This is a genomic window from Citrobacter sp. L55, assembly GCF_002850715.1.
Taxonomy (GTDB): domain Bacteria; phylum Pseudomonadota; class Gammaproteobacteria; order Enterobacterales; family Enterobacteriaceae; genus Citrobacter; species Citrobacter braakii.
Map to the genome: position 1 here is coordinate 214,700 of NZ_KZ559405.1, position 23,558 is coordinate 238,257.

Genomic DNA, 23,558 nt, shown 5'->3' on the forward strand with positions numbered 1-23,558 from the left:
GCGATTGTGTGCGGATTACCCATTTGGGCACAGGTTAGTTTTCCTGATGCCGGACAGATGTAAACAACAACCCAAAACCAGATTCTGTACTTGCAAAACGAAGGTAGTCCATAGATGTAGTCGGTGGCTTCAGAAATACCGGTCTCCCGGAAGACATCTTTAACGGTTCGTCCGGCTTCAACCGATTTAATTACGGTAATGATCTGATGCTCAGTAAAACGGGCTTTACGCATAGTGATCTACTTAGTTGGCAGATTGAGTATGCCGGAGGATCTCTAAATGTGAATGGCACGATTATGCGGGATACTTACACCTTTTTTGAAGCCGCTGGAATAGCCATTGTACTGTATGAAGACTATACATAACCTTTCTATTCATGTGACAATAGTTGTTCAAAAAATAGCGTAAGTACAGAGTGTTATAATGAAATGCTGTTATTTTGTACAGGTCTCTACAAGGACTGGAGAACTCGTAAATGGGTGCGATGGGATTTTATCTGCGGGTAGGGGATGCCACGACCTGCGGGGGGAAGATACTGACCGGGGATGAAACGCTAAGCTGGTATGGAGTGGCGGGAGCACGTGAAGGTGATGCAGTATCGTGCGGTAAGCATTCGGGAACGTATAAAATTTTGGGTGGCACATCTGACACCTGGGACGAGGGACGAAGATTGGCGGGAACGCTGGACAGCGTAAGCTCCTGTCCATGCTATGCCCGGTTTATACAGTCTATTCATGACTGCTATATCAAGGACGATACTCCAGAAGAACGGGCAAAGAAGGAGCGGTTACTGCCGGCGGCAGTTCCTGCCATAAAAGGTAACGAGCTGGCTACTAAAGAAAAACGCCTGACAGAAAAACAAAATCAAAAACGGGTTTTTGCCAAATCCTGCCTGCGTGGGGCTGGTAATACTGATGCTGGAACAACAGATGAGCCACAGGCCAACATAGGCGAAATGAGTTTTTATCAGTCCGGCCCATCGCAGCCAGCCCCTGAACCAGAACAGCATGCACAAGCTGCGAAGAAGAAAAAAACTTCACCACAGCCGCCAGAGCCACCGAAGAAAAAATCACTGTTTGATAAAGTAACAGGCTTCTTCTTTGGTGAAGCGGAAGCAATGCCACTTCCCCCGCCTCCGGTTGTAATGGGCGGTTCAGCAGAAGCAGGAATGGCAGCAGCGGCGGGAGGGGCAACAGCAAAAGCGAATCAGGACGCAGCCAAAGCCCTTACGCATACGATGAAACATCTTTCCGGCCCTGAAGTCTGGAGCGGTTCGCTTGCAATGAATTTGCCGTTTGTTGTTATGGGGGCGATTGTCCAGTCAAAACTCAAGGGTGACAAGAGCGATCTGCTTACGCCTGAAAAGTTACTGGAAGTCGCTCACAGCAGGGGAACCGTGCCAACCAGAGTACGCTATAACTGGATAACTGACGATGAAACCGGGCGGTTAAAAGCCGTTGGATATCATACCAGTACTGAAAGCGGGCGTGATCAGGTTCGTGTTCGTATGCTGGAAAAGCAAAGGGATGGTAGCTATGAATTTTGGGGCGACGAGCGAAGCGATAAACAGCTGATTACGTGGACACCAGCCAGTACGCCGGGATCGCAAGATAGCTGGAATACAGGCAATAACAGCCCACAGGCGGGTACTGTAACGATTCCAGGGCTTGAACATCCTGACATTCAGAGCGTGACTATTACCACTACGCCAGTACCGGAAGAGAAGGATTTTCGGGATTACATTCTGGTGTTTCCGGGGAACATACACCCGCCGATCTACATCTATCTCAGCAAACCTCCGGTAGAACTGCTGGAAGTTGCTTTGTACATAGAGCTCATGGGACGCTCGCGGCAGGGAAAATATGAAGCAGATCATATGCCTTCAAGAGCCGCAGTTGAACAATTCTTAATGGATGATTATCCTGGGCTTGATCAAAAACTGATCATAAAAATGGCAGATCGGGTAGCTGCGATTGTTGTGCCGAAAGAAGTTCACCAGAAAATCAGTCAAACTTACGGTGGACGTAATAAACCAGACCAAATTACAGGGGATGCGAAGAATTTGAGGAGTGCCCTGGATCGGAATTTTAATGCAATAAAACCTGCTCTTAAAGAGTATGGGGCCACCGAAGAACAACTTGAATCCGCCAGAGCTAAGATGCACAAGCTAAATACAGAGCAAGGATTGTACTAATGACAGTAAATGTTGAAGCATTGATCCGTAGTTTAGGTAAATCTTATAAAGATTTGGTTGATTCTGGGTTGATAACCTATAAAAGTGACCCCAAAGGTGCATCAGGTTCACCAACGGTTAGCCTTGATATGGCGAAAGAAGGTGTTTTTTTAGCTTTCCAACGCGAAGGCCGAGTACTGAAAGAAATTACATTAAGTATACAACATGATACTTTGGGAGACTGGACATTCCCTAATGAGTTACCAACGCCGCTTAAGAAAAGCATGTCTTGCCAGTGGGTGCATGAAAACTTTGGTGAGCCAGAAAATAGTATTCCGCCGAGGGTAATCATGAAGCAGGAAATCGGCAGGATTGAGAGATTTACTGTTGAAGATTTCCACATCCCAATCACAATGCAAATCCGCTATGACATGGCAGATATGGTTGTTGCAGTTACTTTCTTGCCTACATCAGAACTGCGTTGGTGAACAACCTCAAGAGGCCTCAGTCCAACTATAGGGCAGGATCGTCTACCGGGGCGGGGTCAGTCCATTCTGACACTATAAATTTCGATAAGTACAGGTCCAGTACCCAACCCTTATGACACGTTACCTTGCAAGATTTTGTGCTGAACGGTACTATCGAGAGTGGTACCGTGCTGTTGTAGTGCTAACATGATAACCAATTGATTAAACAACACAATTTGGTGCTAATGGCTGATGGCAGGGCCCCCACCCAATTCTGCCGTCCGGCAATTTCTCTTCTGTTTATCTTCTTTTCTTTGTCATCGTATCGTCATTTTATTGTCATCAAATACTGTCACTGTGTTTTGGGGATGTTATTTGAGCTTTTGCCGCCGCCATTGCGCTGTAATGACATGGTCTTACATCCGGTGTGTTGTGGCTGACCACAAGGATTTTCTACGATGTCGACCGCTGTATTGAATGTCAAAGTTGATGAGGCGCTAAAAGAAAAGCTTCGCCATTATGCTGAAGTGCATAATGAAAATTTGAGTATCGCCACGGAAAAACTGCTACTAATCGCGTTTTCCGCCATTGAAGAGGTGGGAGTCTCCGCTGAGGATATCGATAGCCAGCATACGGAAGAATCCGTAGTTGACGCACTGACTCCTAAAGAAATCAAAGCATTGCGAAGATTACTGAAGAAGAAAAAATGAAACAACAATCGCTCTCAACCGCCTGTAATTATGGCGAAGCCTGTGAAATGCTGCGCTCCGGTTATGTGAAACACGTTCGTCTGAGCTGGAATGTCGGCAGCGATGAGTTCTTCCGTATTGCCTCCGACTGGTGTGATGCCGGGGCAAAAATTAAGAAAGACGGTGAGAATTTCGTGATTTCCCTGAAGGGTTTTCCGGTTCCTCCTCAGCGGTAGTATTGCCAGGACCTCCTCGTCCATCACGGCATTCAAGAGCGGGTCCTTTAACTCGTCGTTTAGATTATTTTACGCATTTTCCCGCCGCTGGCCTGCAAACGCAGGCTATCCCAAATAGGTTGCAACACTCTGAAGGCGGCACATGCTGTGTCATCCGGCAACGTGAAGGGCATACGCAAAAAGCGGTCGAATGCGCCATCAAGGCCGAACCGCGTACCGGTTCCCAACTGAATGCCTGCACTTTCGGCGCGCGTGGCAAAGAGCGTCGCCAGCGTATCAGGCAGTTCAACCCAGAAAGAGAGTCCTCCTTGTGGCTGGGTAAATTGCCATTCCGGAAAATGTGAGTTCATCAGGCGCGAGCACAGGTCTCGCTGTGATGTGAGCCGGCGTCTTCTGTCAGGAAGAAAGTCCTCAGCGTTATCCAGCAGCCAACTGGTGGCGAGTTGTTCAAGCACCGGGGAGCCCAAATCGAAGGTGTCGCGGGTTTGGACCAGCGCGGCAATGGTACGCGCCGACGCCCGAATCCAGCCCAGACGTAATCCGCCCCAAAAGCTTTTCCCTGCTGAACCGAGCAGGATGATCGGGGCATCGCGATTGAATGCGGCAAGCGGCGGTGGCGGTGGGGCGTCATACCACAGGTTCACCATGGTCTCATCGACCACCAACGTCGTGCGGGTTCTTTCAGCAATATCCGCCACGACCTGGCGAGTAGCGGTGTCCATACAGCGCCCGGTCGGGTTGTGAAAATCCGGCATCAGATAGGCCATTCTCGGTGCAGTTTGCGCGATGGTGGCGACCAGACCCGCCGTATCCCAACCGTGCTCGGGCAGCGACACGCCGACGGGGCGACATGACGCCCCTTGTATTGCTGCAATGGCCAACGGATAAGTGGGGTGATCTACCACTACGCGATCGCCGGGGCCGGTGAGTAAACGCAGGATCAACGCCAGACCGCTGACCGCGCCGTTCACGACCATTATTTCGTCGGGCTGCGTCGGGAGTCCGCGTTCGCAATAATGCCGGGCGATGGATTCACGCAAAACCGACAGTCCCTGCGGTAGATACCCGGAGCTCAGCAGATGCTGCGGCATTGCGAACAGTGCCTGCTGGTAAGCCTGATGAATTTCAGGACCGGCACTCAGCGCTGCCGTGGACAAATCAAGCGCTGTTCCAGTGCTGGTCCGCGTTGGCACATGGCGAATGTGCTCCGGCAGGATCACCCGTGAACCGCTACCATGTCGGCTTTCCAGATATCCCTCCTCACGCAGTTGCGCCATGGCGCTGGCGACGGTGGTTCGGCTGACTTGCAGAACGGCAGCGAGCTCGCGTTCACCGGGCAAGCGGCTATTCAGCGCCAGTCGTCCATCGAGGATCAGCAAACGTAACGCTTCTGCCAGCTGTCGCCAGATGGGCGTTCGCGAGGGACTTTCCTGCCAGTGTCCGAGCAGGCGTTGCAAAGACTGGCTTCCGTAACGGCGAGATGACATAGCAGTCCACTTTTTGAAAACTGGACATTAATCATAGTGCCAATTGCGGTGAAGATGAAAGTTATCTGAGAGTAAGAGGGGAAGAACATGCTGCGTCGTTTACTTCAGCTGTTTATCGGGCTGACGCTGTACGGTGTGTCGACGGCGATGTTTGTCCGTGCCGATTTAGGGGCCGATCCGTGGAACGTGTTTCACCTGGGGGTGGCAAATTTACTGTCGATGAATATCGGCGTGGTGATTATTGCCGTGGGTGTGTTGGTGCTTCTGGCGTGGATACCGCTACGCCAGCGCCCAGGGTTTGGCACGTTAAGCAACGTGATTATGATTGGGCTGGCGGCAGATGTCGCGCTGCTGGTGATTCCGGGATTTGAATCCCTGCTGGCGCGCAGCGGGCTGCTGGTGTCAGCGGTGATACTGAATGCGTTAGCAACCGCTCTGTACATTGGTGCCGGTTTTGGCGCGGGCCCGCGTGACGGTCTGATGACTGGAATTCACGCGCGTACCGGCTGGCCAGTACGACGAATTCGAACCGCAATCGAAGTGTCCGTGTTGCTTATTGGTTGGCTGCTGGGGGGAACCGTTGGGTTTGGAACGGTGCTGTATGCACTGGCTATTGGGCCGCTGATTCAAATTTGCCTGCCATGGTTTTGCCATCAGCCGCAGGCGCGTATTCGTATCAGGAATGCGCCTGGGGCACGATCTCCTGCTGGCGACTAAACTTAACCTCGACTGACGCGGCCGGAATCGGCTTGCCGCGCAGTACACTTCGGAGGTTTTTCTCATGAAGTATGTTGATGGCTTTGTGGTTGCCGTACCCGCTGAAAACAAGGAGGCGTACATTGCGATGGCGGCAAAAGCAGCTCCGCTTTTCAAGGAGTTCGGTGCATTGCGCGTGGTGGAGTGCTGGGCAGATGATGTCCCCGACGGCAAACTGACCGATTTTCGCATGGCTGTGAAAGCGCAGGATCATGAAGAAGTGGTATTCAGCTGGATTGAATACCCTTCCAAAGAGGTCCGCGATGCGGCGAATCAGAAGATGATGTCCGATCCCCGTATGAAGGAATTCGGTGAATCTATGCCATTTGATGGCAAGCGAATGATCTACGGTGGATTTGCGCCCATTATGGAAGAGTGATGTGACTGGCTGTGCGGCGTGCCGCCAGCCATCTCAACATCAACAGCCATGCTAAAGCCGTTTTTCTGCCCACAGAATAAATTCCGCTTTCGGCAGCGCTTTACTGTAGAGCCAGCCCTGACCGTACTGCACGCCGTGCTGGCGTAGCCAGGCTTCCTGATTCTCGGTTTCAATACCTTCTGCCACCATCTCCAGCTTCAGCGTTTTCGCGATCTCGATGATATGCGGCGTGACGTTGTTGTACTCCAGCGCATCGACGAACGATTTGTCGATCTTCAAGATATCCACATCCAGATCCTGCAAATAGCTAAGACTTGAATAGCCGGTACCAAAGTCATCAATATAGATCGAATGGCCTGCCTGTCGGTATTTAGCAATAAACGGCGCGCTGTTTTTTGGGTCGGCAAATTCGCGTTCGGTCAGCTCCAGCGCGATTTGTGCAGGCTTAAGTTGCCAGTGGTTCACCTTCTGGCTTAACAGAGCAGGAAGTGTTTCGGAGGTCAGATCGGCTGACTCAAGGTTAATGGATATATGCTGGTGGGGATATTGACGCAGCCATTTTCCTAAATCGTCAAATACGCTTTCAATAATCAAACGGGTGAGCGGCTCTGAAAGCCCGGTCTCTTGCGCTAGTGCGACGAAAATCTCAGGCGACAGATAGCTCCCGTCGGCCTGTGGCCAGCGAGCCAGCGCCTCTGCCCCGACCACTTTCCCCGTTTTGAGCGAGATAATCGGTTGGTAGTAGACCTTGATATCCCGATGCTGGATAGCGTCCTGCAACTGGTGATGAGGGGACTGCAAACGGCGCAAAATACGCAGAATAAAGGCTGCGGTGAGTAAGCCGAGAAGGATCCCTGCCGGCAGCCAGATTAGCGCTTGTCGGTGCCAGCTCTTTTGCAAAGGTACAGTGGATGCCCAGGTTACAACCGTAATGCCCAGTTCGGGGAAGGGGCGGGCGTTATAAATACTGCCGTCTTTCTGCAGATGGGTAATCGAATGCTCTAGTTGCACATGTTGTAAAACATCCGGTGGCAGATCGGTGCTACTGGCTACCACCGTGTTACGCGCGGTACCAATGATAGCGACTTCAATCGGCCATGAGCCAAACGGGATGACATCAATAAAAGAACCGGGATCGATCATCACGACGTAATGCTTGCTACCTAATGCCGCCATAAAACGCTTGATGCCCAAATCGTTTTGCATGGTCAACCATGCGTGGTAGCCATCGGGCGTGATTTTCATTGCTGGAGGAAACGCGGCTGCCCGGCTTCTTTTTTCCAGGGATGAGCATTGTGGAACGTTATCTTTGAGGTACAGCACTTCCTGAATATAGCGATAGCTATATGACAAACGACGCATTTCAAGCAGATGCTCTTCACTACAAGGTTCACCCTGAAAAGCTTCAATATGGCGCAACGCTTTTTTGGCCTGTTCACCTACGCGTTCCGTACGTAATGCGACTCGGGTTGAGAACATATCGAGTTCATCGATAAATTTCGTTTCGACCTGACGATGCGCCAGCCACAGGCTTAAACCTACGGGCGCGAGGATGGAAAGAAACAGCACCCCAGTCACCAGGCTTATCAGATGTCGTGTTATCACAGTGATATCCTTATTAACACAGCTTAGGGAAAGTATATCCGAAAGCCGAAAAAGCTATTCGATTGGCATCATATATTTACGGCCACTTATCATCCCGTTTAACTCTTAATCGCGTAAACCGGGTTGTGATTTATACAAGAGTGGTGTATTTTTGTGGTTATGTTATAACGTAACAAATTGAGGTTGCCATGAAGCCGGATATTCATCCTTTTTACCGTACTGTGGTGTTTCACGATACCAGCGCCAATGAATTTTTTAAGGTCGGCTCGACCATTAAAACGGAACGTGAGATTGAGTTTGAGGGGAAAATGTATCCGTACGTGACCCTGGATATCTCTTCCAAATCGCATCCGTACTATACCGGGAAACAAAAAACCTTTGATAATGAAGGCAGTGCAGCACGTTTCCAGAAACGTTTTGGTCATTTTATTGGCACTAAGCGAGGTTAAGATGCAGGTACTCAATTCACTTCGTAGTGCAAAACAGCGTCATCCTGACTGCCAGATAGTGAAACGCAAAGGGCGTTTGTACGTAATCTGCAAAACGAATCCGCGCTTTAAAGCTGTTCAGGGGCGTAAAAAAAGACGTTAGTTTCTTTACCAACATTTCAGGGATTAAAGTGCGTTTCCTTCACCGGGACGCACTTTTTTTATCTGTGTTGAGATGTCGTTACTGGCTGGCCTGGGGACGGGTTAGCGTAAAGACATCGTAAAACGAGAGTTCACCCTTACGCGATATCATCTTTTGCAGCTGCGCTTTATGTTCGCTATCGACGGAAGGTGAGTGCAGGATGGTATCGATGAGTGAAGGGGGGACAAAGCGCGTGTTATACCATTCCCCGTTATAGCAAACTCTGAAATCCAGTACGTCGATATCTTCAAAGCGGTATCGCGGCGCAACGTCGAAAAAGAAAAACGCGTTGAGTATGACGAACAGAACCACCAGCAGCCATACTGAATCGACTAACGTTTCTGACTGCAGCATCACCGCCAGCGTGGCAAACCACGCAACATACATGCCGATGAACAAGCCGGGATGTTTGCGAATAAAGCTGATGCTAAAGCGCGGTTTGTTGTCGCGCTTTTCGCGAATATTTAAGTCGTCGATGGTTTCGGTAAGCAGGCGCTGTATTTCTGTCATCTCTTGCCTTTGTGGTGTCTGCGATATTCAGATGCGATCGCCCTATTTTAAAAGGGGATACCTTTTGAAGAAAGTAACAGATTAACCACAATTTAGCATAACAGTTACATTTAAGATCACAGCATTTTGATAATCCTGGCGGGATTGCCCCCAACCACGCAGTTTGCCGGAACGCTTTTCGTGACCACCGCGCCCGAGGCCACAACCACGTTATCACCCAACGTTACGCCAGGGTTTATCACTGCGCGTCCACCTATCCAGACGTTGTTGCCAATAGTCACGGGTTTGCCGAGCTCCAGGCCACTGTTTCGCTCGGTGGCATCCAGCGGGTGGGTGGCGGTATAAATATGGACTCCTGGGGCTAACATGCAGTTGTCGCCAATATGGATCGGGCAGACGTCGAGCATAACGCAGTCGAAGTTGGCGTAAAATTCTTTACCGAGATAAATGTTATAGCCGTAATCACAACGAAAAGAGGGTTCAATGTAAGCCCCTTCGCTCTGGCCCAACAGCTCATGCAGGATAGCTTGTCGCGCATTTTTTTCATCGGGAGCGGTGAGATTGTAGCGATGGGTCAACTGACGAGCGCGTAGTCGGTCGTGGCGCAATGTTTCATCCGCCGGGCGATAAAGTTCACCGGCGATCATTTTTTGCTTTTCATTACTCATTACGAATTTCCTGTGTACTGGAGGTCATTTCAACACAGTAAAACGCAATGCAAACAAGGGGAACGTTCCCACTTCTTCGCTGTGATCGTAGTCACGTGATTTGATTTAAATAACCATTGTAAATACGAAAATGGTCAGCCAGACAAATGTACCGCTATACCTGACTTAACCCGTGAGCAATTAGCGAATGAATTTCCAAACAGAAGTTGGAATCTTGTCGTAGAGCTTATTCATGGTCAATTCAGCAAGGCGGTGATCTGCTGCTGAGTAAAATACAGCCAGTTCGTTGTCGGACAATTCATATTTATTTTTTTCAATAACGCGCTCAAGTGTGTCAATTGTCTGACAACGTCGCAGGCGCATCAAATAATCAGTTTTAGTTAATGGTTTATCGGACATAAATCTTACCTATGATTGTAATAATTTTTAACAAGACAAACTAACAGGATTAGCCCTGGTGGCATTGACAAAACAGCGAAACAGTCGATTACCTGACTTCCGCCATTTCTGCAGATCCTGCGTATTAATACCATAACTGCTGAACAACATAAAAGTGTCATCCAGGTATTCATCTATCTGCGCGATCAGCTTATTGTCCTCATTGTACTTAATTTTATAATTAAGTGCGAAGGTTGCAATATGCTCTATCAGTTCATTGAGCTGCAAGCTGGTGGCAGAGGTAGGGTCATTAACCCAGCCATGGTTACTTTGTTCAAGGTTTGCAAGACAGTCATGATACAGGGTTTCGCAGAGAAATTTAAGCTGCGCGATATCATGTCTTTTGGGTGAGTATTCATCCATAACGCATCCCCTTCTTCGTGGCTTAAACTAACCGAACACCTTCGGGATGGATACAACAGACTACCTGGAACTTGCCCGCGACTCCTGATGATTTAACTATAATCTAGTCTAAAAAAGATTTCATCGTCATATCACGAAAAATTACAATTATGCAAACTTATGATGTCAGGTCATTTTTACATTTTAACAGATAAATGCGGTTATTCGGAATCGGACAATTTCTTTATTCTTCGGGCAATCATCGAGTTATCTTGATTAGGTTTAGCAACGAAAGGTAACAATCGACAATGTGAACCGCTTACCAGGAATAATCTTAATATTTATTAAAGTAAATAAGAACTCTCAATGATTTTTAAGAATAGCCTTTAAGGCTACAGGGATTATATCGCTTATTTACCCTGGAGAAAATAAACGAAATAGCAATAAGTGATTTTTATGATTTTTCCAGAAAAAAGGCCGCTTGCGCGGCCTTATCTTTAGAGATCTATCAATGATGGTCTACTGAGTGGCTATGCTCAAGATCTTCACTTTTGCGGCTAAAGCGGCGGCGTACCACCACAAAGAACACCGGAACAAAGAAGATAGCCAACACGGTTGCCGTCACCATCCCGCCCATTACGCCAGTACCAACGGCGTTCTGCGCGCCGGAGCCTGCGCCGGAGCTGATAACCAGCGGCATTACGCCCAGAATAAAGGCCAGCGATGTCATCAGGATCGGACGTAAACGCATGCGGACCGCATCCAGCGTCGCCTCTATCAGACCTTTACCCTCTTTATCCATCAAGTCTTTGGCGAATTCGACGATAAGTATCGCGTTCTTCGCCGACAACCCAATGGTTGTGAGCAGGCCTACCTGGAAGTAAACGTCGTTGGTCAGGCCGCGGAACGTTGCCGCCAGCAATGCACCGATAACACCTAACGGTACCACCAGCATGACGGAGAACGGAATTGACCAGCTCTCGTACAATGCCGCCAGACACAGGAATACGACAATCAGTGAAATGGCATACAGAGCAGGGGCCTGGTTGCCGGACAGTCGTTCCTGGTAGGACATACCGGTCCAGTCATAGCCGATACCGGATGGCAGTTTGCTGGCCAGTTCCTCCATCATTGCCATGGCTTCACCGGTACTTTTACCCGGTGCGGCCTGGCCTAAGATTTCCATGGAAGGCAGACCGTTATAGCGTTCCAGACGCGGTGAACCATATTCCCAACGTGAGGTAGAGAAGGCGGAGAACGGTACCATCTGTCCATCGCTACCGCGGACATACCAGTTTCCAATATCTTCCGGCAACATACGGTATTTCGCTTCAGACATGATGTAAACTTTCTTCACACGACCACGGTCGATGAAGTCATTTACGTAGCTTCCGCCCCATGCTGCACCCAGCGTTGTATTAATATCACTAATGGATACACCCAGAGCCTGCGCTTTTTCCTGATCGATATCGATCTTGAACTGCGGCGTATCTTCCAGACCGTTAGGACGTACGCCGACTAACAGATCAGGATGTTTCGCAACTTCACCAAACAGCTGGTTACGCGCCTGAGTTAGCTTCTCATGACCTAAACCTGCCTGGTCAATCAGCTGGAAGTCGAAACCGGTCGCGGTCCCTAACTCCACAATCGCTGGCAGGTTAAAAGCAAAGACCATCGCGTCTTTAATCTGCGAGAATGCGCCCATCGCACGTTGAGTAATTGCCTCAACCTTGTTCTCTTCGCCTGGACGTTCACTCCAGTCTTTCAGAGAGACGAACGCGATACCGGTGTTCTGACCACGTCCTGCAAAACCGAAGCCGTTAACGGCAAACACCGATTCAACGTTCGCTTTTTCTTTGGTCAGATAGTAATCCGTCATTTCGTCCAGCACCTTCTGGGTACGCTCTTGCGTTGCACCCGCTGGCAGCTGAGCCATTGACAGGAATACCCCCTGGTCTTCATCCGGCAGGAACGAGCTTGGCAGACGAACGAACAGATAGGCCATACCCACGACGATGATCAGATACAGCGCCAGATAACGACCGGTGCTGCGCAGAATTCCGCCCACGCTGTCGGTGTAATGGTGCGTGCTCTTATCGAACATGCGGTTAAACCAGCCGAAGAAACCTTTTTTGCCTTCTCCGTGATCGCCTTTAGCAACCGGTTTGAGCATGGTCGCACACAGGGCAGGGGTCAGAATCAATGCCACCAGGACTGATAACGCCATCGCCGAAACAATGGTGATGGAGAACTGACGGTAAATTGCACCGGTAGACCCCCCGAAGAAGGCCATCGGAATAAATACCGCTGACAGCACCATAGCGATACCAACCAGTGCGCCCTGAATCTGGCCCATCGATTTACGCGTTGCTTCCTTCGGCGGTAGCCCTTCCTCAGCCATTACACGTTCAACGTTCTCGACCACAACGATGGCGTCATCCACCAACAGGCCGATGGCGAGCACCATCCCGAACATCGTCAGCGTGTTTATCGAGAAGCCGAAAATCGCAAGGACGGCAAACGTACCCAATAGCACCACCGGCACGGCGATAGTCGGAATCAGCGTCGCGCGGAAGTTCTGCAGGAACAGATACATTACCAGGAACACGAGGATGATGGCTTCCGCCAGCGTTTTCACTACTTCGTGAATAGAGATTTTCACGAACGGCGTGGTGTCATACGGGTAAACGATCTTCAGACCTGACGGGAAGAACGGTTCCATCTTCTTCAGTTCATCGCGGATAGCGTTTGCGGTGTCCAGGGCGTTAGCGCCTGTCGCCAGCTTGATACCCAGACCGGATGCCGGTTTACCGTTGAACTTCGCAATGATGTCGTAGTTCTCGCCACCCAGTTCGACTTTCGCTACGTCACGCAGACGCACCTGGGAACCGTCCTGATTCACTTTCAGCAGAATTTTGCTGAACTCATCGGCAGAGGTCAGACGGGTTTGCGCGATGATCGAAGCGTTAAGCTGCTGGCCTTTCACCGGCGGCGTACCGCCTAACTGACCGGCTGCGACCTGGGCGTTCTGCGCTTTGATGGCGCTGATCACATCAACCGGCGTCAGCTGGAAGTTATTCAGTTTGTTCGGATCCATCCAGATGCGCATCGCGTACTGGGAACCGAACAGCTGAACATCACCCACACCTGAAGTACGGCTGATGGCGTCCTTCATGTTGGCGCCCACGTAGTCGGAAATATCCTCCTGTGTCATGGTGCCGTTGGTGTTGATAACGCCGACAACCATCAGGAAGCTACTGGATGATTTCTCAACGCTCACACCCTGTTGTTGTACTTCCTGCGGCAGAAGCGGCATTGCCAGCTGCAGTTTGTTCTGCACCTGTACCTGCGCGATGTCCGCATCAGTACCAGACTGAAAGGTAAGCGTGATCTGCACGGTACCCGTGGAGTCACTGTTTGAGGACATGTACATCAGGTTATCGATACCGTTCATATTCTGTTCGATAACCTGCGTAACAGTATCCTGTACTGTTTTGGCATCAGCGCCAGGGTAGGTCGCGGAGATCGTCACTGCTGGCGGTGCAATAGTCGGATATTGCGCTACCGGCAATTTGAGGATCGCGAGCCCCCCTGCCAACATGATGATAATGGCGATCACCCACGCAAATATTGGGCGATCGATAAAGAAATTAGGCATGTCTTAACGGCTCCTGTTTAAGTTAAGACTTGGACTGTTCAGGCTGGCTACCGCTTGCAGCTTGCTGGTTGTTATCAGCGGTGATTTCCTGCGCTTTTACCTGCGCGCCAGGACGTACTTTTTGCAGCCCAGTGACAATCACGCGGTCGCCCGGTTTAAGTCCATCAGTGACTAACCATTTGTCGCCAATCGCTTGTGCGGCGACAATTTGACGGGTTTCAACTTTGTTGTCTGCACCGATAACCAATGCACTGGCATCGCCACGCGGTGTGCGGGTAACGCCTTGCTGTGGAACCAGTAATGCAGTTGGGTTAGTCCCTTCTTCCAGACGAGCACGGACGAACATACCCGGCAGTAAGGTGTGATCCGGGTTAGGGAAGATTGCGCGTAACGTAATCGACCCGGTGGTTTGATCTACCGTGACATCAGAAAATTCCAGCGTACCGGACTGCGGGAATTTAATGCCGTCATTGGTCACCAGTTCGACTTTCGCTTTACCGTTTTCTTGCTTCAGCGTGCCGTTGGCCAACTCTTGTTTCAGGCGCAGGAAATCGTTGCTTGACTGCGTCACGTCCAATAGATGGGATCCAACTGCTGAACGGTTGCCAGTGCGGTTGCCTGACCGTTTTGCACCAGAGCGCCTTCAGTAACGGATGATTTACCAATGCGGCCGCTGATCGGCGACGTCACTTTGGTATAAGCCAGATTGATGCGTGCAGTTTCTACCGCGGCTTTCGCGGCGACAACGGAGGCGTTCGCCTGCTGTGCGTCTGCCAGTGCACTATCGTAATCCTGTTGACTGATGTACTTAGTACCCAACAGTTTCTGATAACGTTTGACCGTCAGTTGAGCGATATTTGCTGCGGCTTGTGCTTTTGCCAGATCGCCTTTTGCGCTTTCATAAGCGGCCTGGTAAGTAGCAGGATCAATCTGATAGAGAGATACACCCGCTTCGATGTCACCACCTTCCGTGAAATTACGCTTCAGGATAATACCGCTAACCTGAGGACGAACTTCTGCAATGCGATACGCACTGGTGCGACCCGGGAGTTCGGTTGTTATCTGTAGAGGTTCAGTTTTGAGCGTAACAACTCCAACCTCTGGCATCTGCTGGCCCCCTTGTTGGGCCTGTTTGTCGTCACATCCTGTTAGCGCTAAGCTGCCTGAGAGCATCAGAACGACTGCCAGAGGCGTTAACCCTCTGTTTTTGTTCATATGTAAACCTCGAGTGTCCGATTTCAAATTGATCAATGGCTGAAAGCCCATAAACCCATTGCTGCGTTTATATTATCGTCGTGCTATGGTACATACATTCACAAATGTATGTAAATCTAACGCCTGTAAATTCACTGACCTATGGCACGAAAAACCAAACAACAAGCACAGGAAACTCGACAGCACATTCTCGATGTCGCTCTGCGTTTGTTTTCGCAACAAGGGGTATCATCCACCTCGCTTGCGGAGATCGCAGCAGCCGCTGGTGTCACGCGCGGCGCGATCTATTGGCATTTCAAAAACAAATCGGATTTATTCAGTGAAATCTGGGAGCTAGCAAAACCTAACATTGATGAGTTAGAGACTGAGTATCAGGCAAAATTCCCCGACGATCCACTATCAGTATTAAGAGAAATTTTAATTTACGTTCTTGAAGCTACCGTGACAGAAGAACGCCGACGTTTATTGTTGGAAATTATATTCCACAAATGCGAATTTGTCGGGGAAATGGCCTCAGTTCAGCTAGCTCAACGCAGTCTGTGTATTGAAAATTACGACCGTATCGAACAAACATTGCGGCACTGCATGAACGCCAACATGCTGCCGGAAAATCTGAACACGCGTCGCGTGGCGGTGCTGCTGCGTAGTTATGTTACCGGAATTATCGAGAACTGGTTATTTGCCCCTGAATCTTTTGATCTGAAAAAAGAGGCTCGGGAATACGTCGCCGTGCTGCTTGAGATGTGTCTTCTCTGCCCAACCTTGCGGGTTAACGTAGCGGAAACCTGTTAACTCTCTGGGTCTGTACCAGGAATTCTCCTGGTCATTTTGCCTCCTGCTATTCTGCCGGTCACAGCCGTGATATTCTTGCCGCTTGACTATTTTCGGTCACTTTTCCGGTTCAGAAACCTTCATTCTCATGACTATGTTGCAGCTCTATAAACGTTCACAGCATCTTATTGCTATTACCATTCTTTTCTTCATTCTATTGCTATCCTGCCAGTCATCTGCATTTGCGCGGGCGCAACAGAGTGGTGAACTGCCGACGAAAGCGGATATTCAGAGCCAGTTAGACACGCTGAATAAACAAAAAGATCTCTCCGCACAGGATAAGCTGGTTCAACAGGATCTCATCGATACCATTGCCACGCTGGATAAAATCGATCGTGTGAAGGATGAAACCGTACAGCTTCGGCAAAAAGTTGCCCAGGCGCCGGAGAAAATGCGTCAGGCGACGGATGCGCTAAATTCGCTTAGCGATGTCGATAATGACGATGAAACGCGAAAAACGCTGAGTACGCTCTCCTTACGACAGCTTGAGTCGCGCGTGTCGCAGGTCCTGGATGACCTGCAAAGCTCGCAAAATGATCTGGCCGCTTACAACAGCCAACTGGTATCGCTGCAGACACAGCCAGAGCGCGTACAAAATGCGATGTACACCGCGTCGCAACAGATGCAGCAAATCCGCAATCGACTCGATGGCACCACTGTGGGAGAGGCGGCTTTACGCCCCAGCCAGCAGGTGCTGCTGCAGGCGCAGCAAGCGTTGCTGAACGCGCAGATCGACCAGCAGCGTAAGAGCCTCGAAGGGAATACCGTTTTGCAGGATACCCTGCAAAAACAACGCGATTATGTGACGGCGCACAGTAACCGCCTTGAACACCAGCTCCAGCTCCTGCAAGAGGCGGTGAACAGCAAACGACTGACGTTAACCGAAAAGACGGCACAGGAAGCGGTAACGCCGGACGAAGCCGAGCGTATTCAGTCCAATCCGTTAGTGAAGCAGGAACTTGATGTTAACCATCAGCTCAGCCAGCGCCTGATTGCCGCGACTGAAAACGGCAACAGCCTGATGCAGCAAAATATCAAGGTCAAAAACTGGCTTGACCGCGCGCTGCAATCCGAACGCAACATTAAAGAGCAGATCGCCGTTCTGAAAGGCAGTCTGCTGCTGTCGCGCATTTTATATCAGCAACAACAAACGCTGCCGTCGGCGGATGAGCTTGCCGATATGACCAACCGGATCGCCGATTTGCGTCTGGAGCAGTTCGAAGTCAACCAGCAGCGCGATACGTTGTTCCAGAATGATGCGTTTGTCGCCAAACTGGAAGAAGGGCACAGCAACGACGTTAACCCTGAAGTCCATGATGCCCTGCTGCAGGTTGTGGATATGCGTCGTGAACTGTTGGATCAGCTAAATAAGCAGCTGGGCAACCAGTTGATGATGGCGATTAATCTGCAAATCAACCAGCAGCAGTTAATGAGCGTGTCGAAAAACCTGAAAGAGATCCTCACGCAACAAATCTTCTGGGTTAACAGTAACCGTCCGATGGACTGGGACTGGATCAAAGCCTTCCCGCAAACCCTAAAAGACCAGTTTAAGTCGATGAAAATCACGGTGAACTGGGAAAAAGCCTGGCCCGCCGTGTTTATTGCGTTCCTGGCAGGGCTGCCGCTGCTGCTTATCGCCGGGTTAATCCGCTGGCGTTTGAAGTGGCTGAAGGATTATCAGGCAAAATTAGCCGCCGCGGTGGGGAACCTGCGCAATGACAGTCAGCTTAATACGCCAAAAGCGATTCTGATCGATCTCATCAGAGCCTTGCCGGCGTGTCTGATTATCCTCGCGGTGGGTCTGATTCTGCTGACTATGCAACTGAATATTAGCGACCTGCTGTGGGCGTTCAGTAAGAAGATGACCATCTTCTGGCTGGTGTTTGGTCTGTGCTGGAAGGTGCTGGAAAAAGATGGCGTGGCGATACGTCATTTTGGCATGCCAGCGAAGCAGACCAGCCACTGGCGTCGCCAGATTGTGCGTATTAGCCTTGCGCTGTTGCCGCTTAACTTCTGGTCGGTCATTGCTGAGCTGTCGCCGCTTAATTTGATGGACGATGTGCTTGGCCAGGTGGTCATTTTCCTCAACCTGCTGCTGATCGCCTTCCTGGTATGGCCAATGTGCCGCGAAAGCTGGCGTGACAAAGAGTCGCATGGTCTGCGTCTGGTCACTATTACCGTGCTGTCTATTATTCCGATTGCATTAATGGTGCTGACGGCGACAGGGTATTTCTACACCACGCTGCGCCTGGCGGGCCGCTGGATTGAAACGGTCTATCTGGTTATCCTCTGGAATCTGCTGTACCAGACGGTGCTGCGAGGGTTGAGCGTAGCGGCACGCCGTATCGCCTGGCGTCGTGCGTTAGCGCGTCGTCAGAACCTGGTGAAAGAAGGGGCCGAAGGCGCAGAGCCGCAGGAAGAACCGACTATTGCGCTGGAGCAGGTTAACCAGCAAACGCTGCGTATAACCATGCTGGTGATGGTTGCCCTGTTTGGTGTTCTGTTCTGGGCCATTTGGTCTGATTTGATCACCGTGTTCAGCTATCTCGACAGCATAACGCTCTGGCATTACAACGGCACCGAAGCGGGTGCGGCAGTGGTGAAAGACGTCACCATGGGCAGCCTGTTGTTTGCGATTATTGCGTCAATGGTCGCGTGGGCGCTGATCCGCAACTTACCCGGCCTGCTGGAAGTGCTGGTGCTCTCGCGACTGAAGATGCGCCAGGGGGCTTCTTATGCGATCACCACGATCCTGAATTACGCCATCATCGCCATCGGTGCGATGACGGTCTTCGGATCGCTCGGCGTTTCGTGGGATAAGCTACAGTGGCTGGCCGCTGCTCTCTCGGTTGGTCTTGGTTTCGGCTTGCAGGAAATTTTCGGTAACTTTGTTTCCGGTCTGATTATTCTGTTTGAACGCCCGGTACGCATCGGCGATACCGTGACCATCGGTACGTTCTCCGGAACGGTCAGCAAGATCCGTATCCGTGCCACCACCATTACTGACTTCGATCGTAAAGAGGTGATCATCCCGAACAAAGCATTCGTGACGGAGCGTTTGATCAACTGGTCGCTCTCCGATACCACCACGCGTCTGGTGATCCGCATTGGCGTGGCCTATGGTTCGGATCTGGACAAAGTGAAGAAGGTGCTGTTGCAGGCGGCGACAGAACACCCGAAAGTGATGCACGATCCGGAGCCTGCAGTGTTCTTTACCGCCTTCGGTGCCAGCACGCTGGATCATGAGCTGCGTTTATACGTGCGTGAATTGCGCGATCGTAGCCACACGGTTGATGAACTTAACCGGGCGGTCGATCGTTTGTGCCGTGAAAATGACATTGATATCGCCTTTAACCAGCTCGAAGTTCACCTGCATAACGCGAAAGGTGACACCGTGACCGAGGTAAAACGTGACATCATTAAAGGTGACGATCCGACGCCTTCGGTAGGTTAATAGAAAAAATCATCAGGCCTGCGAGCTTCGATTCATTCGTAGGCCTGATAAGTGCAACGCCATCAGGTTTTCAGTTACCGCTCTTTTTTAGATAAAGAGAGCAGTTTCTTCTCGTAATCCTGCTTCACAATCTCCAGTGCTTTCAGAACTGTTTCAGGCTCCATCTGATTCTCTTCAAGCAGGACAATCAAATCGACGGCCAGTTTGACTTCATCTGGGGCGTTCTCTAATGACATAAATTCTCCGGGGATTAGCGGGTTAAACGCGCCAGCACGTTATCTATTCTTGCCAGTGCATGACGACAGCGTGCCAGTCGTGCTTCGAATGCCTCTACTTCGCGATGCAGTTTTTGCTGTTCTTCAAAGCCCGTAACCTGTGCCAGGCGTTCTTTACGTTCACGCGTCATTTCAACCAGGCGGCGCTCAAACTCCTGGTGTTGAACTCGCTTACGCTGCCAGCGCGCCAGACCAGGAGAGGCGCAGTCCCACTCCCGGAGCGACCAACTGGCGGTTTCACGTGAAATCGCCTCTAACTGTGAGGCAAGGTGTTCCGTAAGCCAGGTAATTTGTGGTAGTTGTTGCTGTTCAACTGCGCGACGTAGAGCAGTGAGATTATCATCAGCTTCATCCAGACAGGCCTGTAGCAACGTGCTGCGGGTGTGAAACAGATGCCTGTCAAAGCGGGCGCTAAGCGTGGCATGGTGTGCCAGTGGGGCACAACGCTGCCGCAAGCGGTTAAGCTGGTTTTCGAGCGTCTGAAGCAGCATGACGGTTTTCACGACAACACTCCGATGAAAATGAGAACTGTTATGATAAAGTAGCGATTCTCTGTGTTAAGTATTCATATTATGCAACGCATTATTCTAATCATCATAGGCTGGATAGCGGTAGTGTTAGGAACGCTGGGCGTTGTATTGCCTCTGTTGCCGACAACGCCGTTTATCTTGCTGGCCGCCTGGTGTTTTGCTCGCTCGTCGCCGCGTTTTCACTACTGGTTGCTGTACCGTTCGTGGTTCGGCGGGTATCTGCGCCACTGGCAAAAACACCGTGCGATGCCGCCGGGAGCAAAGCCGCGCGCTATTTTGTTGATCCTGGTAACGTTTAGTATTTCACTGTGGCTGGTCAATATGATGTGGGTACGCGGCCTGCTGCTGGTTATTCTCGCCTGTTTACTGATTTTTATGTGGCGGATCCCGGTGATTGATGAAAAACAACAAAAGCAGTAAAGCGCAATAAACGCTGTTGCAATTGTCTCTCACAGCCAGTAAATTCGACCGTTTTCGAGCACAGGCGCAGGTGGTCAAAGGTTAAGCAAATATAACCTTGGCTCTTATACAGACACAAAATCATTCAAGATACGTCGAGGATGAAGTGTATTGTGCGCCGTGAAGTAATACTGTATTAATCAGGCACAAACTTATGACCGCGACTGCACAGCAGCTTGAGTTTCTCAAAAATAGCATCAAAAGCATCCACGATTACCCAAAACCGGGCATTCTTTTTCGTGATGTCACCAGTTTACTGGAAGACCCGAAAGCCTACGCCCTCAGTATTGAATTGCTGGTTGAACGCTACAAAAATGCGGGTATCACTAAAGTGGTTGGTACCGAAGCGCGTGGCTTCCTGTTTGGCGCGCCGGTAGCGTTGGGTCTGGGCGTTGGTTTTGTTCCGGTACGTAAACCCCGTAAGCTTCCGCGTGAAGTTATTGCTGAGAGCTATGAGCTGGAATACGGCACCGATCAACTGGAAATCCACGTAGATGCCATCAAACCTGGTGATAAAGTTCTGGTTGTGGACGACCTGCTGGCAACCGGCGGCACAATTGAAGCGACCGTGAAACTGATCCGCCGTCTGGGTGGCGAAGTGACCGATGCTGCATTTATCATTAACCTGTTTGATCTGGGTGGCGAGCAGCGTCTGGAAAAGCAGGGACTGACCTGTTATAGCCTGGTTCCATTCCCGGGCCACTAATTTCGGGCTATCTTATCTCGGCAGATTAATACCGAGACACACAACCTCGCCGTCGCTGCGAGGTTGTGTTAGCATTATCTCCCTGTGAATCCACCCTCCAGCCTTTCAGAGCCTGCCAATGAGTTATCAGGTCTTAGCCCGAAAATGGCGCCCACAAACCTTTGCTGACGTCGTCGGCCAGGAACATGTGCTGACGGCACTGGCGAACGGCTTGTCGTTAGGGCGTATTCATCATGCTTATTTGTTTTCCGGCACCCGTGGCGTCGGGAAAACGTCAATCGCCCGTTTGCTGGCGAAGGGATTAAACTGTGAAACCGGCATCACCGCTACGCCGTGCGGCGTGTGTGATAACTGCCGTGAAATCGAGCAGGGGCGCTTTGTCGATTTGATTGAAATCGACGCCGCCTCACGCACCAAAGTCGAAGACACCCGTGACCTGCTGGATAACGTCCAGTACGCGCCAGCGCGCGGTCGCTTTAAGGTCTATTTGATTGACGAAGTGCACATGCTGTCGCGCCACAGTTTTAACGCCTTGCTGAAAACGCTCGAAGAGCCGCCCGCACACGTTAAGTTCCTGCTGGCGACCACCGATCCGCAGAAGCTGCCGGTGACTATCCTGTCGCGCTGTCTGCAATTCCATCTTAAAGCGTTGGATGTCGAACAGATTCGCCATCAGCTTGAGCATATCCTCAAAGAAGAGCATATCGCCCATGAGCCACGTGCGTTGCAACTGCTGGCTCGCGCCGCGGACGGCAGCCTGCGCGATGCGCTGAGCCTGACCGATCAAGCGATCGCCAGCGGCGATGGTCAGGTCTCGACCGACGCGGTCAGCACCATGCTTGGTACGCTGGACGACGACCAGGCGCTTTCGCTGGTTGAAGCGGTTGTGGCTGCGGACGGCGAACGCGTTATGACGCTGGTGAACGATGCCGCCGCGCGCGGTATTGAATGGGAAGCGCTACTGGTTGAGATGTCGGCTCTGCTGCATCGTATTGCCATGGTTCAGCTTTCACCTGCCGCACTCGGCAGCGATATGGCCGCTATTGAACAGCGTATGCGCGAACTGGCGCGAATCGTCCCGCCAACCGATGTGCAGCTTTACTACCAGACCCTGTTAATCGGGCGCAAAGAACTGCCGTATGCGCCGGACAGGCGAATGGGCGTTGAAATGACGCTGCTACGTGCACTGGCTTTTCATCCGCGCATGCCGCTCCCGGAACCTGAAGCCCCGCGACAGTCTTTTGCCCCGGTCGCCCCCACTGCGGTGATGAACCCGACGCAGGTGCCGCAGCAGCCTGCGGCAGCGCAACAGCAACAGAATGTACCGCTCTCCGATGCTACCAGCCAGGTGCTGGCGGCACGCAGCCAGCTGCAACGCGCTCAGGGAGCAACCAAACCAAAAAAGAGTGAACCGGCAGCCGCTTCCCGCGCGCGGCCGGTGAATAATGCTGCGCTGGAAAGACTGGCTTCGGTGTCGGAACGTGTTCAGGCGCGTCCAGCGGTCTCTGCGCTGGAAAAAGCGCCAGCGAAGAAAGAAGCGTATCGCTGGAAAGCGACCAATCCTGTTGCAGAAGTCAAAGAGGTCGTCGCTACGCCGAAAGCGCTGAAAAAAGCGCTTGAGCATGAAAAAACGCCAGAACTGGCGGCAAAGCTGGCGGCTGAGGCCATCGAACGCGACCCGTGGGCTGCACAGGTAAGCCAGCTCTCGCTGCCTAAACTGGTGGAGCAGGTGGCGCTTAATGCCTGGAAAGAAGAGAATGGCAACGTGGTTTGCCTGCACCTGCGTTCCACGCAGCGACACCTTAACTCCAGCGGCGCGCAGCAAAAACTGGCCGAAGCATTGAGTTCCTTAACGGGGTCAACGGTTGAATTGACCATCGTTGAAGATGATAATCCAGCGGTGCGCACGCCGCTGGAGTGGCGTCAGGCCATTTATGAAGAGAAACTCGCGCAGGCGCGTGAGTCGATTATTGCGGATAATAACATTCAGACGCTGCGTCGTTTTTTCGATGCGGACCTGGACGAAGAGAGTATTCGCCCCATTTGATCG

The 23,558-nt window shown here is 51.1% G+C and carries 22 protein-coding genes, 2 pseudogenes and 1 other annotated feature; of the genes and pseudogenes, 13 read left to right on the forward strand and 11 right to left on the reverse strand.

Annotated elements, in window-relative coordinates; genetic code table 11:
- Positions 1 to 116: 116 nt before the first annotated feature.
- Positions 117 to 233, reverse strand: a pseudogene (locus B9P82_RS16135) (transposase); the annotation flags it as partial.
- A 242-nt stretch (positions 234 to 475) separates the two neighbouring features.
- On the opposite strand from B9P82_RS16135, the gene B9P82_RS16140 reads away from it, so the two are divergent.
- The 4 genes from B9P82_RS16140 to B9P82_RS16155 all read left to right on the forward strand — a co-directional run bounded on the left by B9P82_RS16140 (position 476) and on the right by B9P82_RS16155 (position 3,565).
- The gene (locus B9P82_RS16140) at positions 476 to 2,194 is read left to right on the forward strand and encodes an S-type pyocin domain-containing protein (RefSeq protein WP_246842136.1); all 1,719 of its coding nucleotides are present in this window, start codon (positions 476 to 478) and stop codon (positions 2,192 to 2,194) included.
- Positions 2,194 to 2,661, forward strand: coding sequence for a DUF6392 family protein (locus B9P82_RS16145; protein WP_101700620.1), 468 nt, complete (start codon positions 2,194 to 2,196; stop codon positions 2,659 to 2,661). The genes B9P82_RS16140 and B9P82_RS16145 overlap by 1 nt, the downstream gene beginning before the upstream one ends.
- A 437-nt stretch (positions 2,662 to 3,098) precedes the next feature.
- Entirely contained in the window at positions 3,099 to 3,350 is a 252-nt protein-coding gene (locus B9P82_RS16150; RefSeq protein ID WP_016152065.1) for a hypothetical protein, read from the forward strand.
- Positions 3,347 to 3,565, forward strand: coding sequence for a hypothetical protein (locus B9P82_RS16155; protein WP_016152066.1), 219 nt, complete (start codon positions 3,347 to 3,349; stop codon positions 3,563 to 3,565). Before B9P82_RS16150 ends, B9P82_RS16155 begins: the two co-directional genes overlap by 4 nt.
- 59 nt (positions 3,566 to 3,624) lie before the next feature.
- Here B9P82_RS16155 and B9P82_RS16160 read toward each other — a convergent pair whose 3' ends face one another.
- Positions 3,625 to 5,052, reverse strand: coding sequence for a MocR-like transcription factor YczR (locus B9P82_RS16160; protein WP_101700621.1), 1,428 nt, complete (start codon positions 5,050 to 5,052; stop codon positions 3,625 to 3,627).
- Between the two features lie 87 nt (positions 5,053 to 5,139).
- On the opposite strand from B9P82_RS16160, the gene B9P82_RS16165 reads away from it, so the two are divergent.
- Together B9P82_RS16165 and B9P82_RS16170 are read left to right on the forward strand one after the other, a co-directional pair.
- Complete coding sequence (locus B9P82_RS16165; protein ID WP_016155872.1) at positions 5,140 to 5,769, forward strand: membrane protein YczE; 630 nt, start codon at positions 5,140 to 5,142, stop codon at positions 5,767 to 5,769.
- Between the two features lie 64 nt (positions 5,770 to 5,833).
- The gene (locus B9P82_RS16170; RefSeq protein WP_003831033.1) at positions 5,834 to 6,187 is read left to right on the forward strand and encodes a DUF1428 domain-containing protein; all 354 of its coding nucleotides are present in this window, start codon (positions 5,834 to 5,836) and stop codon (positions 6,185 to 6,187) included.
- Positions 6,188 to 6,238: 51 nt separating this feature from the next.
- Here B9P82_RS16170 and B9P82_RS16175 read toward each other — a convergent pair whose 3' ends face one another.
- Positions 6,239 to 7,792: an EAL domain-containing protein gene (locus B9P82_RS16175; RefSeq protein ID WP_047416867.1), complete on the reverse strand. Its 1,554-nt coding sequence runs from the start codon at positions 7,790 to 7,792 to the stop codon at positions 6,239 to 6,241.
- Positions 7,793 to 7,980: 188 nt separating this feature from the next.
- Between B9P82_RS16175 and B9P82_RS16180 the strand changes: the two genes are divergently transcribed.
- Positions 7,981 to 8,241 (forward strand): type B 50S ribosomal protein L31, encoded by a 261-nt coding sequence (locus B9P82_RS16180; protein WP_016152070.1) that lies wholly within the window; start codon positions 7,981 to 7,983, stop codon positions 8,239 to 8,241.
- 1 nt (position 8,242) lies between these two features.
- The gene (ykgO, locus tag B9P82_RS16185; RefSeq protein ID WP_005125190.1) at positions 8,243 to 8,383 is read left to right on the forward strand and encodes a type B 50S ribosomal protein L36; all 141 of its coding nucleotides are present in this window, start codon (positions 8,243 to 8,245) and stop codon (positions 8,381 to 8,383) included.
- Positions 8,384 to 8,461: 78 nt separating this feature from the next.
- On the opposite strand, the gene B9P82_RS16190 is transcribed toward ykgO, so the two are convergent.
- The 6 genes and pseudogenes from B9P82_RS16190 to acrA all read right to left on the reverse strand — a co-directional run bounded on the left by B9P82_RS16190 (position 8,462) and on the right by acrA (position 15,253).
- Positions 8,462 to 8,932 carry a YlaC family protein gene (locus B9P82_RS16190; protein WP_047416865.1) on the reverse strand — a complete coding sequence of 157 codons (471 nt, stop codon included), beginning with the start codon at positions 8,930 to 8,932 and terminating at the stop codon, positions 8,462 to 8,464.
- A 116-nt stretch (positions 8,933 to 9,048) separates the two neighbouring features.
- Entirely contained in the window at positions 9,049 to 9,600 is a 552-nt protein-coding gene (gene maa, locus B9P82_RS16195; RefSeq protein WP_101700622.1) for a maltose O-acetyltransferase, read from the reverse strand.
- A 180-nt stretch (positions 9,601 to 9,780) separates the two neighbouring features.
- Positions 9,781 to 9,999 carry an HHA domain-containing protein gene (locus tag B9P82_RS16200; protein ID WP_002892050.1) on the reverse strand — a complete coding sequence of 73 codons (219 nt, stop codon included), beginning with the start codon at positions 9,997 to 9,999 and terminating at the stop codon, positions 9,781 to 9,783.
- A 27-nt stretch (positions 10,000 to 10,026) separates the two neighbouring features.
- Positions 10,027 to 10,401, reverse strand: coding sequence for an Hha toxicity modulator TomB (tomB, locus tag B9P82_RS16205; RefSeq protein WP_003021733.1), 375 nt, complete (start codon positions 10,399 to 10,401; stop codon positions 10,027 to 10,029).
- A gap of 487 nt (positions 10,402 to 10,888) precedes the next feature.
- Positions 10,889 to 14,038: an efflux RND transporter permease AcrB gene (gene acrB, locus B9P82_RS16210; protein WP_016152073.1), complete on the reverse strand. Its 3,150-nt coding sequence runs from the start codon at positions 14,036 to 14,038 to the stop codon at positions 10,889 to 10,891.
- 22 nt (positions 14,039 to 14,060) lie between these two features.
- Positions 14,061 to 15,253: pseudogene (gene acrA, locus B9P82_RS16215) on the reverse strand (multidrug efflux RND transporter periplasmic adaptor subunit AcrA).
- Positions 15,254 to 15,394: 141 nt separating this feature from the next.
- Here acrA and acrR point away from each other — a divergent pair.
- Together acrR and mscK are read left to right on the forward strand one after the other, a co-directional pair.
- Complete coding sequence (acrR, locus tag B9P82_RS16220; protein ID WP_016152075.1) at positions 15,395 to 16,045, forward strand: multidrug efflux transporter transcriptional repressor AcrR; 651 nt, start codon at positions 15,395 to 15,397, stop codon at positions 16,043 to 16,045.
- A 127-nt stretch (positions 16,046 to 16,172) separates the two neighbouring features.
- Positions 16,173 to 19,538 carry a mechanosensitive channel MscK gene (gene mscK, locus B9P82_RS16225; protein WP_016152076.1) on the forward strand — a complete coding sequence of 1,122 codons (3,366 nt, stop codon included), beginning with the start codon at positions 16,173 to 16,175 and terminating at the stop codon, positions 19,536 to 19,538.
- A 74-nt stretch (positions 19,539 to 19,612) separates the two neighbouring features.
- Here mscK and rsmS read toward each other — a convergent pair whose 3' ends face one another.
- A complete protein-coding gene (gene rsmS / locus B9P82_RS16230) occupies positions 19,613 to 19,774 on the reverse strand; it encodes a pleiotropic regulatory protein RsmS (protein WP_019076177.1) in 162 nt (53 codons plus the stop codon).
- 14 nt (positions 19,775 to 19,788) lie between these two features.
- Positions 19,789 to 20,316, reverse strand: coding sequence for a primosomal replication protein N'' (gene priC, locus B9P82_RS16235; protein WP_029139438.1), 528 nt, complete (start codon positions 20,314 to 20,316; stop codon positions 19,789 to 19,791).
- Between the two features lie 69 nt (positions 20,317 to 20,385).
- Here priC and B9P82_RS16240 point away from each other — a divergent pair, with 69 nt between their 5' ends.
- The 3 genes from B9P82_RS16240 to dnaX all read left to right on the forward strand — a co-directional run bounded on the left by B9P82_RS16240 (position 20,386) and on the right by dnaX (position 23,555).
- Positions 20,386 to 20,763, forward strand: coding sequence for a DUF454 family protein (locus tag B9P82_RS16240; RefSeq protein ID WP_101700639.1), 378 nt, complete (start codon positions 20,386 to 20,388; stop codon positions 20,761 to 20,763).
- 193 nt (positions 20,764 to 20,956) lie between these two features.
- Positions 20,957 to 21,508 carry an adenine phosphoribosyltransferase gene (gene apt / locus B9P82_RS16250; protein WP_006685676.1) on the forward strand — a complete coding sequence of 184 codons (552 nt, stop codon included), beginning with the start codon at positions 20,957 to 20,959 and terminating at the stop codon, positions 21,506 to 21,508.
- Positions 21,509 to 21,626: 118 nt separating this feature from the next.
- Positions 21,627 to 23,555: a DNA polymerase III subunit gamma/tau gene (gene dnaX, locus B9P82_RS16255; RefSeq protein WP_019076181.1), complete on the forward strand. Its 1,929-nt coding sequence runs from the start codon at positions 21,627 to 21,629 to the stop codon at positions 23,553 to 23,555.
- Positions 22,888 to 22,952: a sequence feature (DnaX frameshifting element), on the forward strand. Its footprint overlaps the gene before it by 65 nt.
- Positions 23,556 to 23,558: the final 3 nt, after the last annotated feature.

Coding starts and splice junctions, on each gene's coding strand:
- B9P82_RS16180 (WP_016152070.1), top strand. CDS start 7,981: ATGAAGCCGGATATTCATCCTTTTTACCGTACTGTGGTGTTTCACGAT.
- B9P82_RS16140 (WP_246842136.1), top strand. CDS start 476: ATGGGTGCGATGGGATTTTATCTGCGGGTAGGGGATGCCACGACCTGC.
- B9P82_RS16165 (WP_016155872.1), top strand. CDS start 5,140: ATGCTGCGTCGTTTACTTCAGCTGTTTATCGGGCTGACGCTGTACGGT.
- B9P82_RS16145 (WP_101700620.1), top strand. CDS start 2,194: ATGACAGTAAATGTTGAAGCATTGATCCGTAGTTTAGGTAAATCTTAT.
- B9P82_RS16240 (WP_101700639.1), top strand. CDS start 20,386: ATGCAACGCATTATTCTAATCATCATAGGCTGGATAGCGGTAGTGTTA.
- tomB (WP_003021733.1), bottom strand. CDS start 10,401: ATGGATGAATACTCACCCAAAAGACATGATATCGCGCAGCTTAAATTT.
- mscK (WP_016152076.1), top strand. CDS start 16,173: ATGACTATGTTGCAGCTCTATAAACGTTCACAGCATCTTATTGCTATT.
- B9P82_RS16160 (WP_101700621.1), bottom strand. CDS start 5,052: ATGTCATCTCGCCGTTACGGAAGCCAGTCTTTGCAACGCCTGCTCGGA.
- ykgO (WP_005125190.1), top strand. CDS start 8,243: ATGCAGGTACTCAATTCACTTCGTAGTGCAAAACAGCGTCATCCTGAC.
- B9P82_RS16170 (WP_003831033.1), top strand. CDS start 5,834: ATGAAGTATGTTGATGGCTTTGTGGTTGCCGTACCCGCTGAAAACAAG.
- rsmS (WP_019076177.1), bottom strand. CDS start 19,774: ATGTCATTAGAGAACGCCCCAGATGAAGTCAAACTGGCCGTCGATTTG.
- acrB (WP_016152073.1), bottom strand. CDS start 14,038: ATGCCTAATTTCTTTATCGATCGCCCAATATTTGCGTGGGTGATCGCC.
- B9P82_RS16150 (WP_016152065.1), top strand. CDS start 3,099: ATGTCGACCGCTGTATTGAATGTCAAAGTTGATGAGGCGCTAAAAGAA.
- maa (WP_101700622.1), bottom strand. CDS start 9,600: ATGAGTAATGAAAAGCAAAAAATGATCGCCGGTGAACTTTATCGCCCG.
- dnaX (WP_019076181.1), top strand. CDS start 21,627: ATGAGTTATCAGGTCTTAGCCCGAAAATGGCGCCCACAAACCTTTGCT.
- apt (WP_006685676.1), top strand. CDS start 20,957: ATGACCGCGACTGCACAGCAGCTTGAGTTTCTCAAAAATAGCATCAAA.
- B9P82_RS16155 (WP_016152066.1), top strand. CDS start 3,347: ATGAAACAACAATCGCTCTCAACCGCCTGTAATTATGGCGAAGCCTGT.
- B9P82_RS16200 (WP_002892050.1), bottom strand. CDS start 9,999: ATGTCCGATAAACCATTAACTAAAACTGATTATTTGATGCGCCTGCGA.
- B9P82_RS16190 (WP_047416865.1), bottom strand. CDS start 8,932: ATGACAGAAATACAGCGCCTGCTTACCGAAACCATCGACGACTTAAAT.
- acrR (WP_016152075.1), top strand. CDS start 15,395: ATGGCACGAAAAACCAAACAACAAGCACAGGAAACTCGACAGCACATT.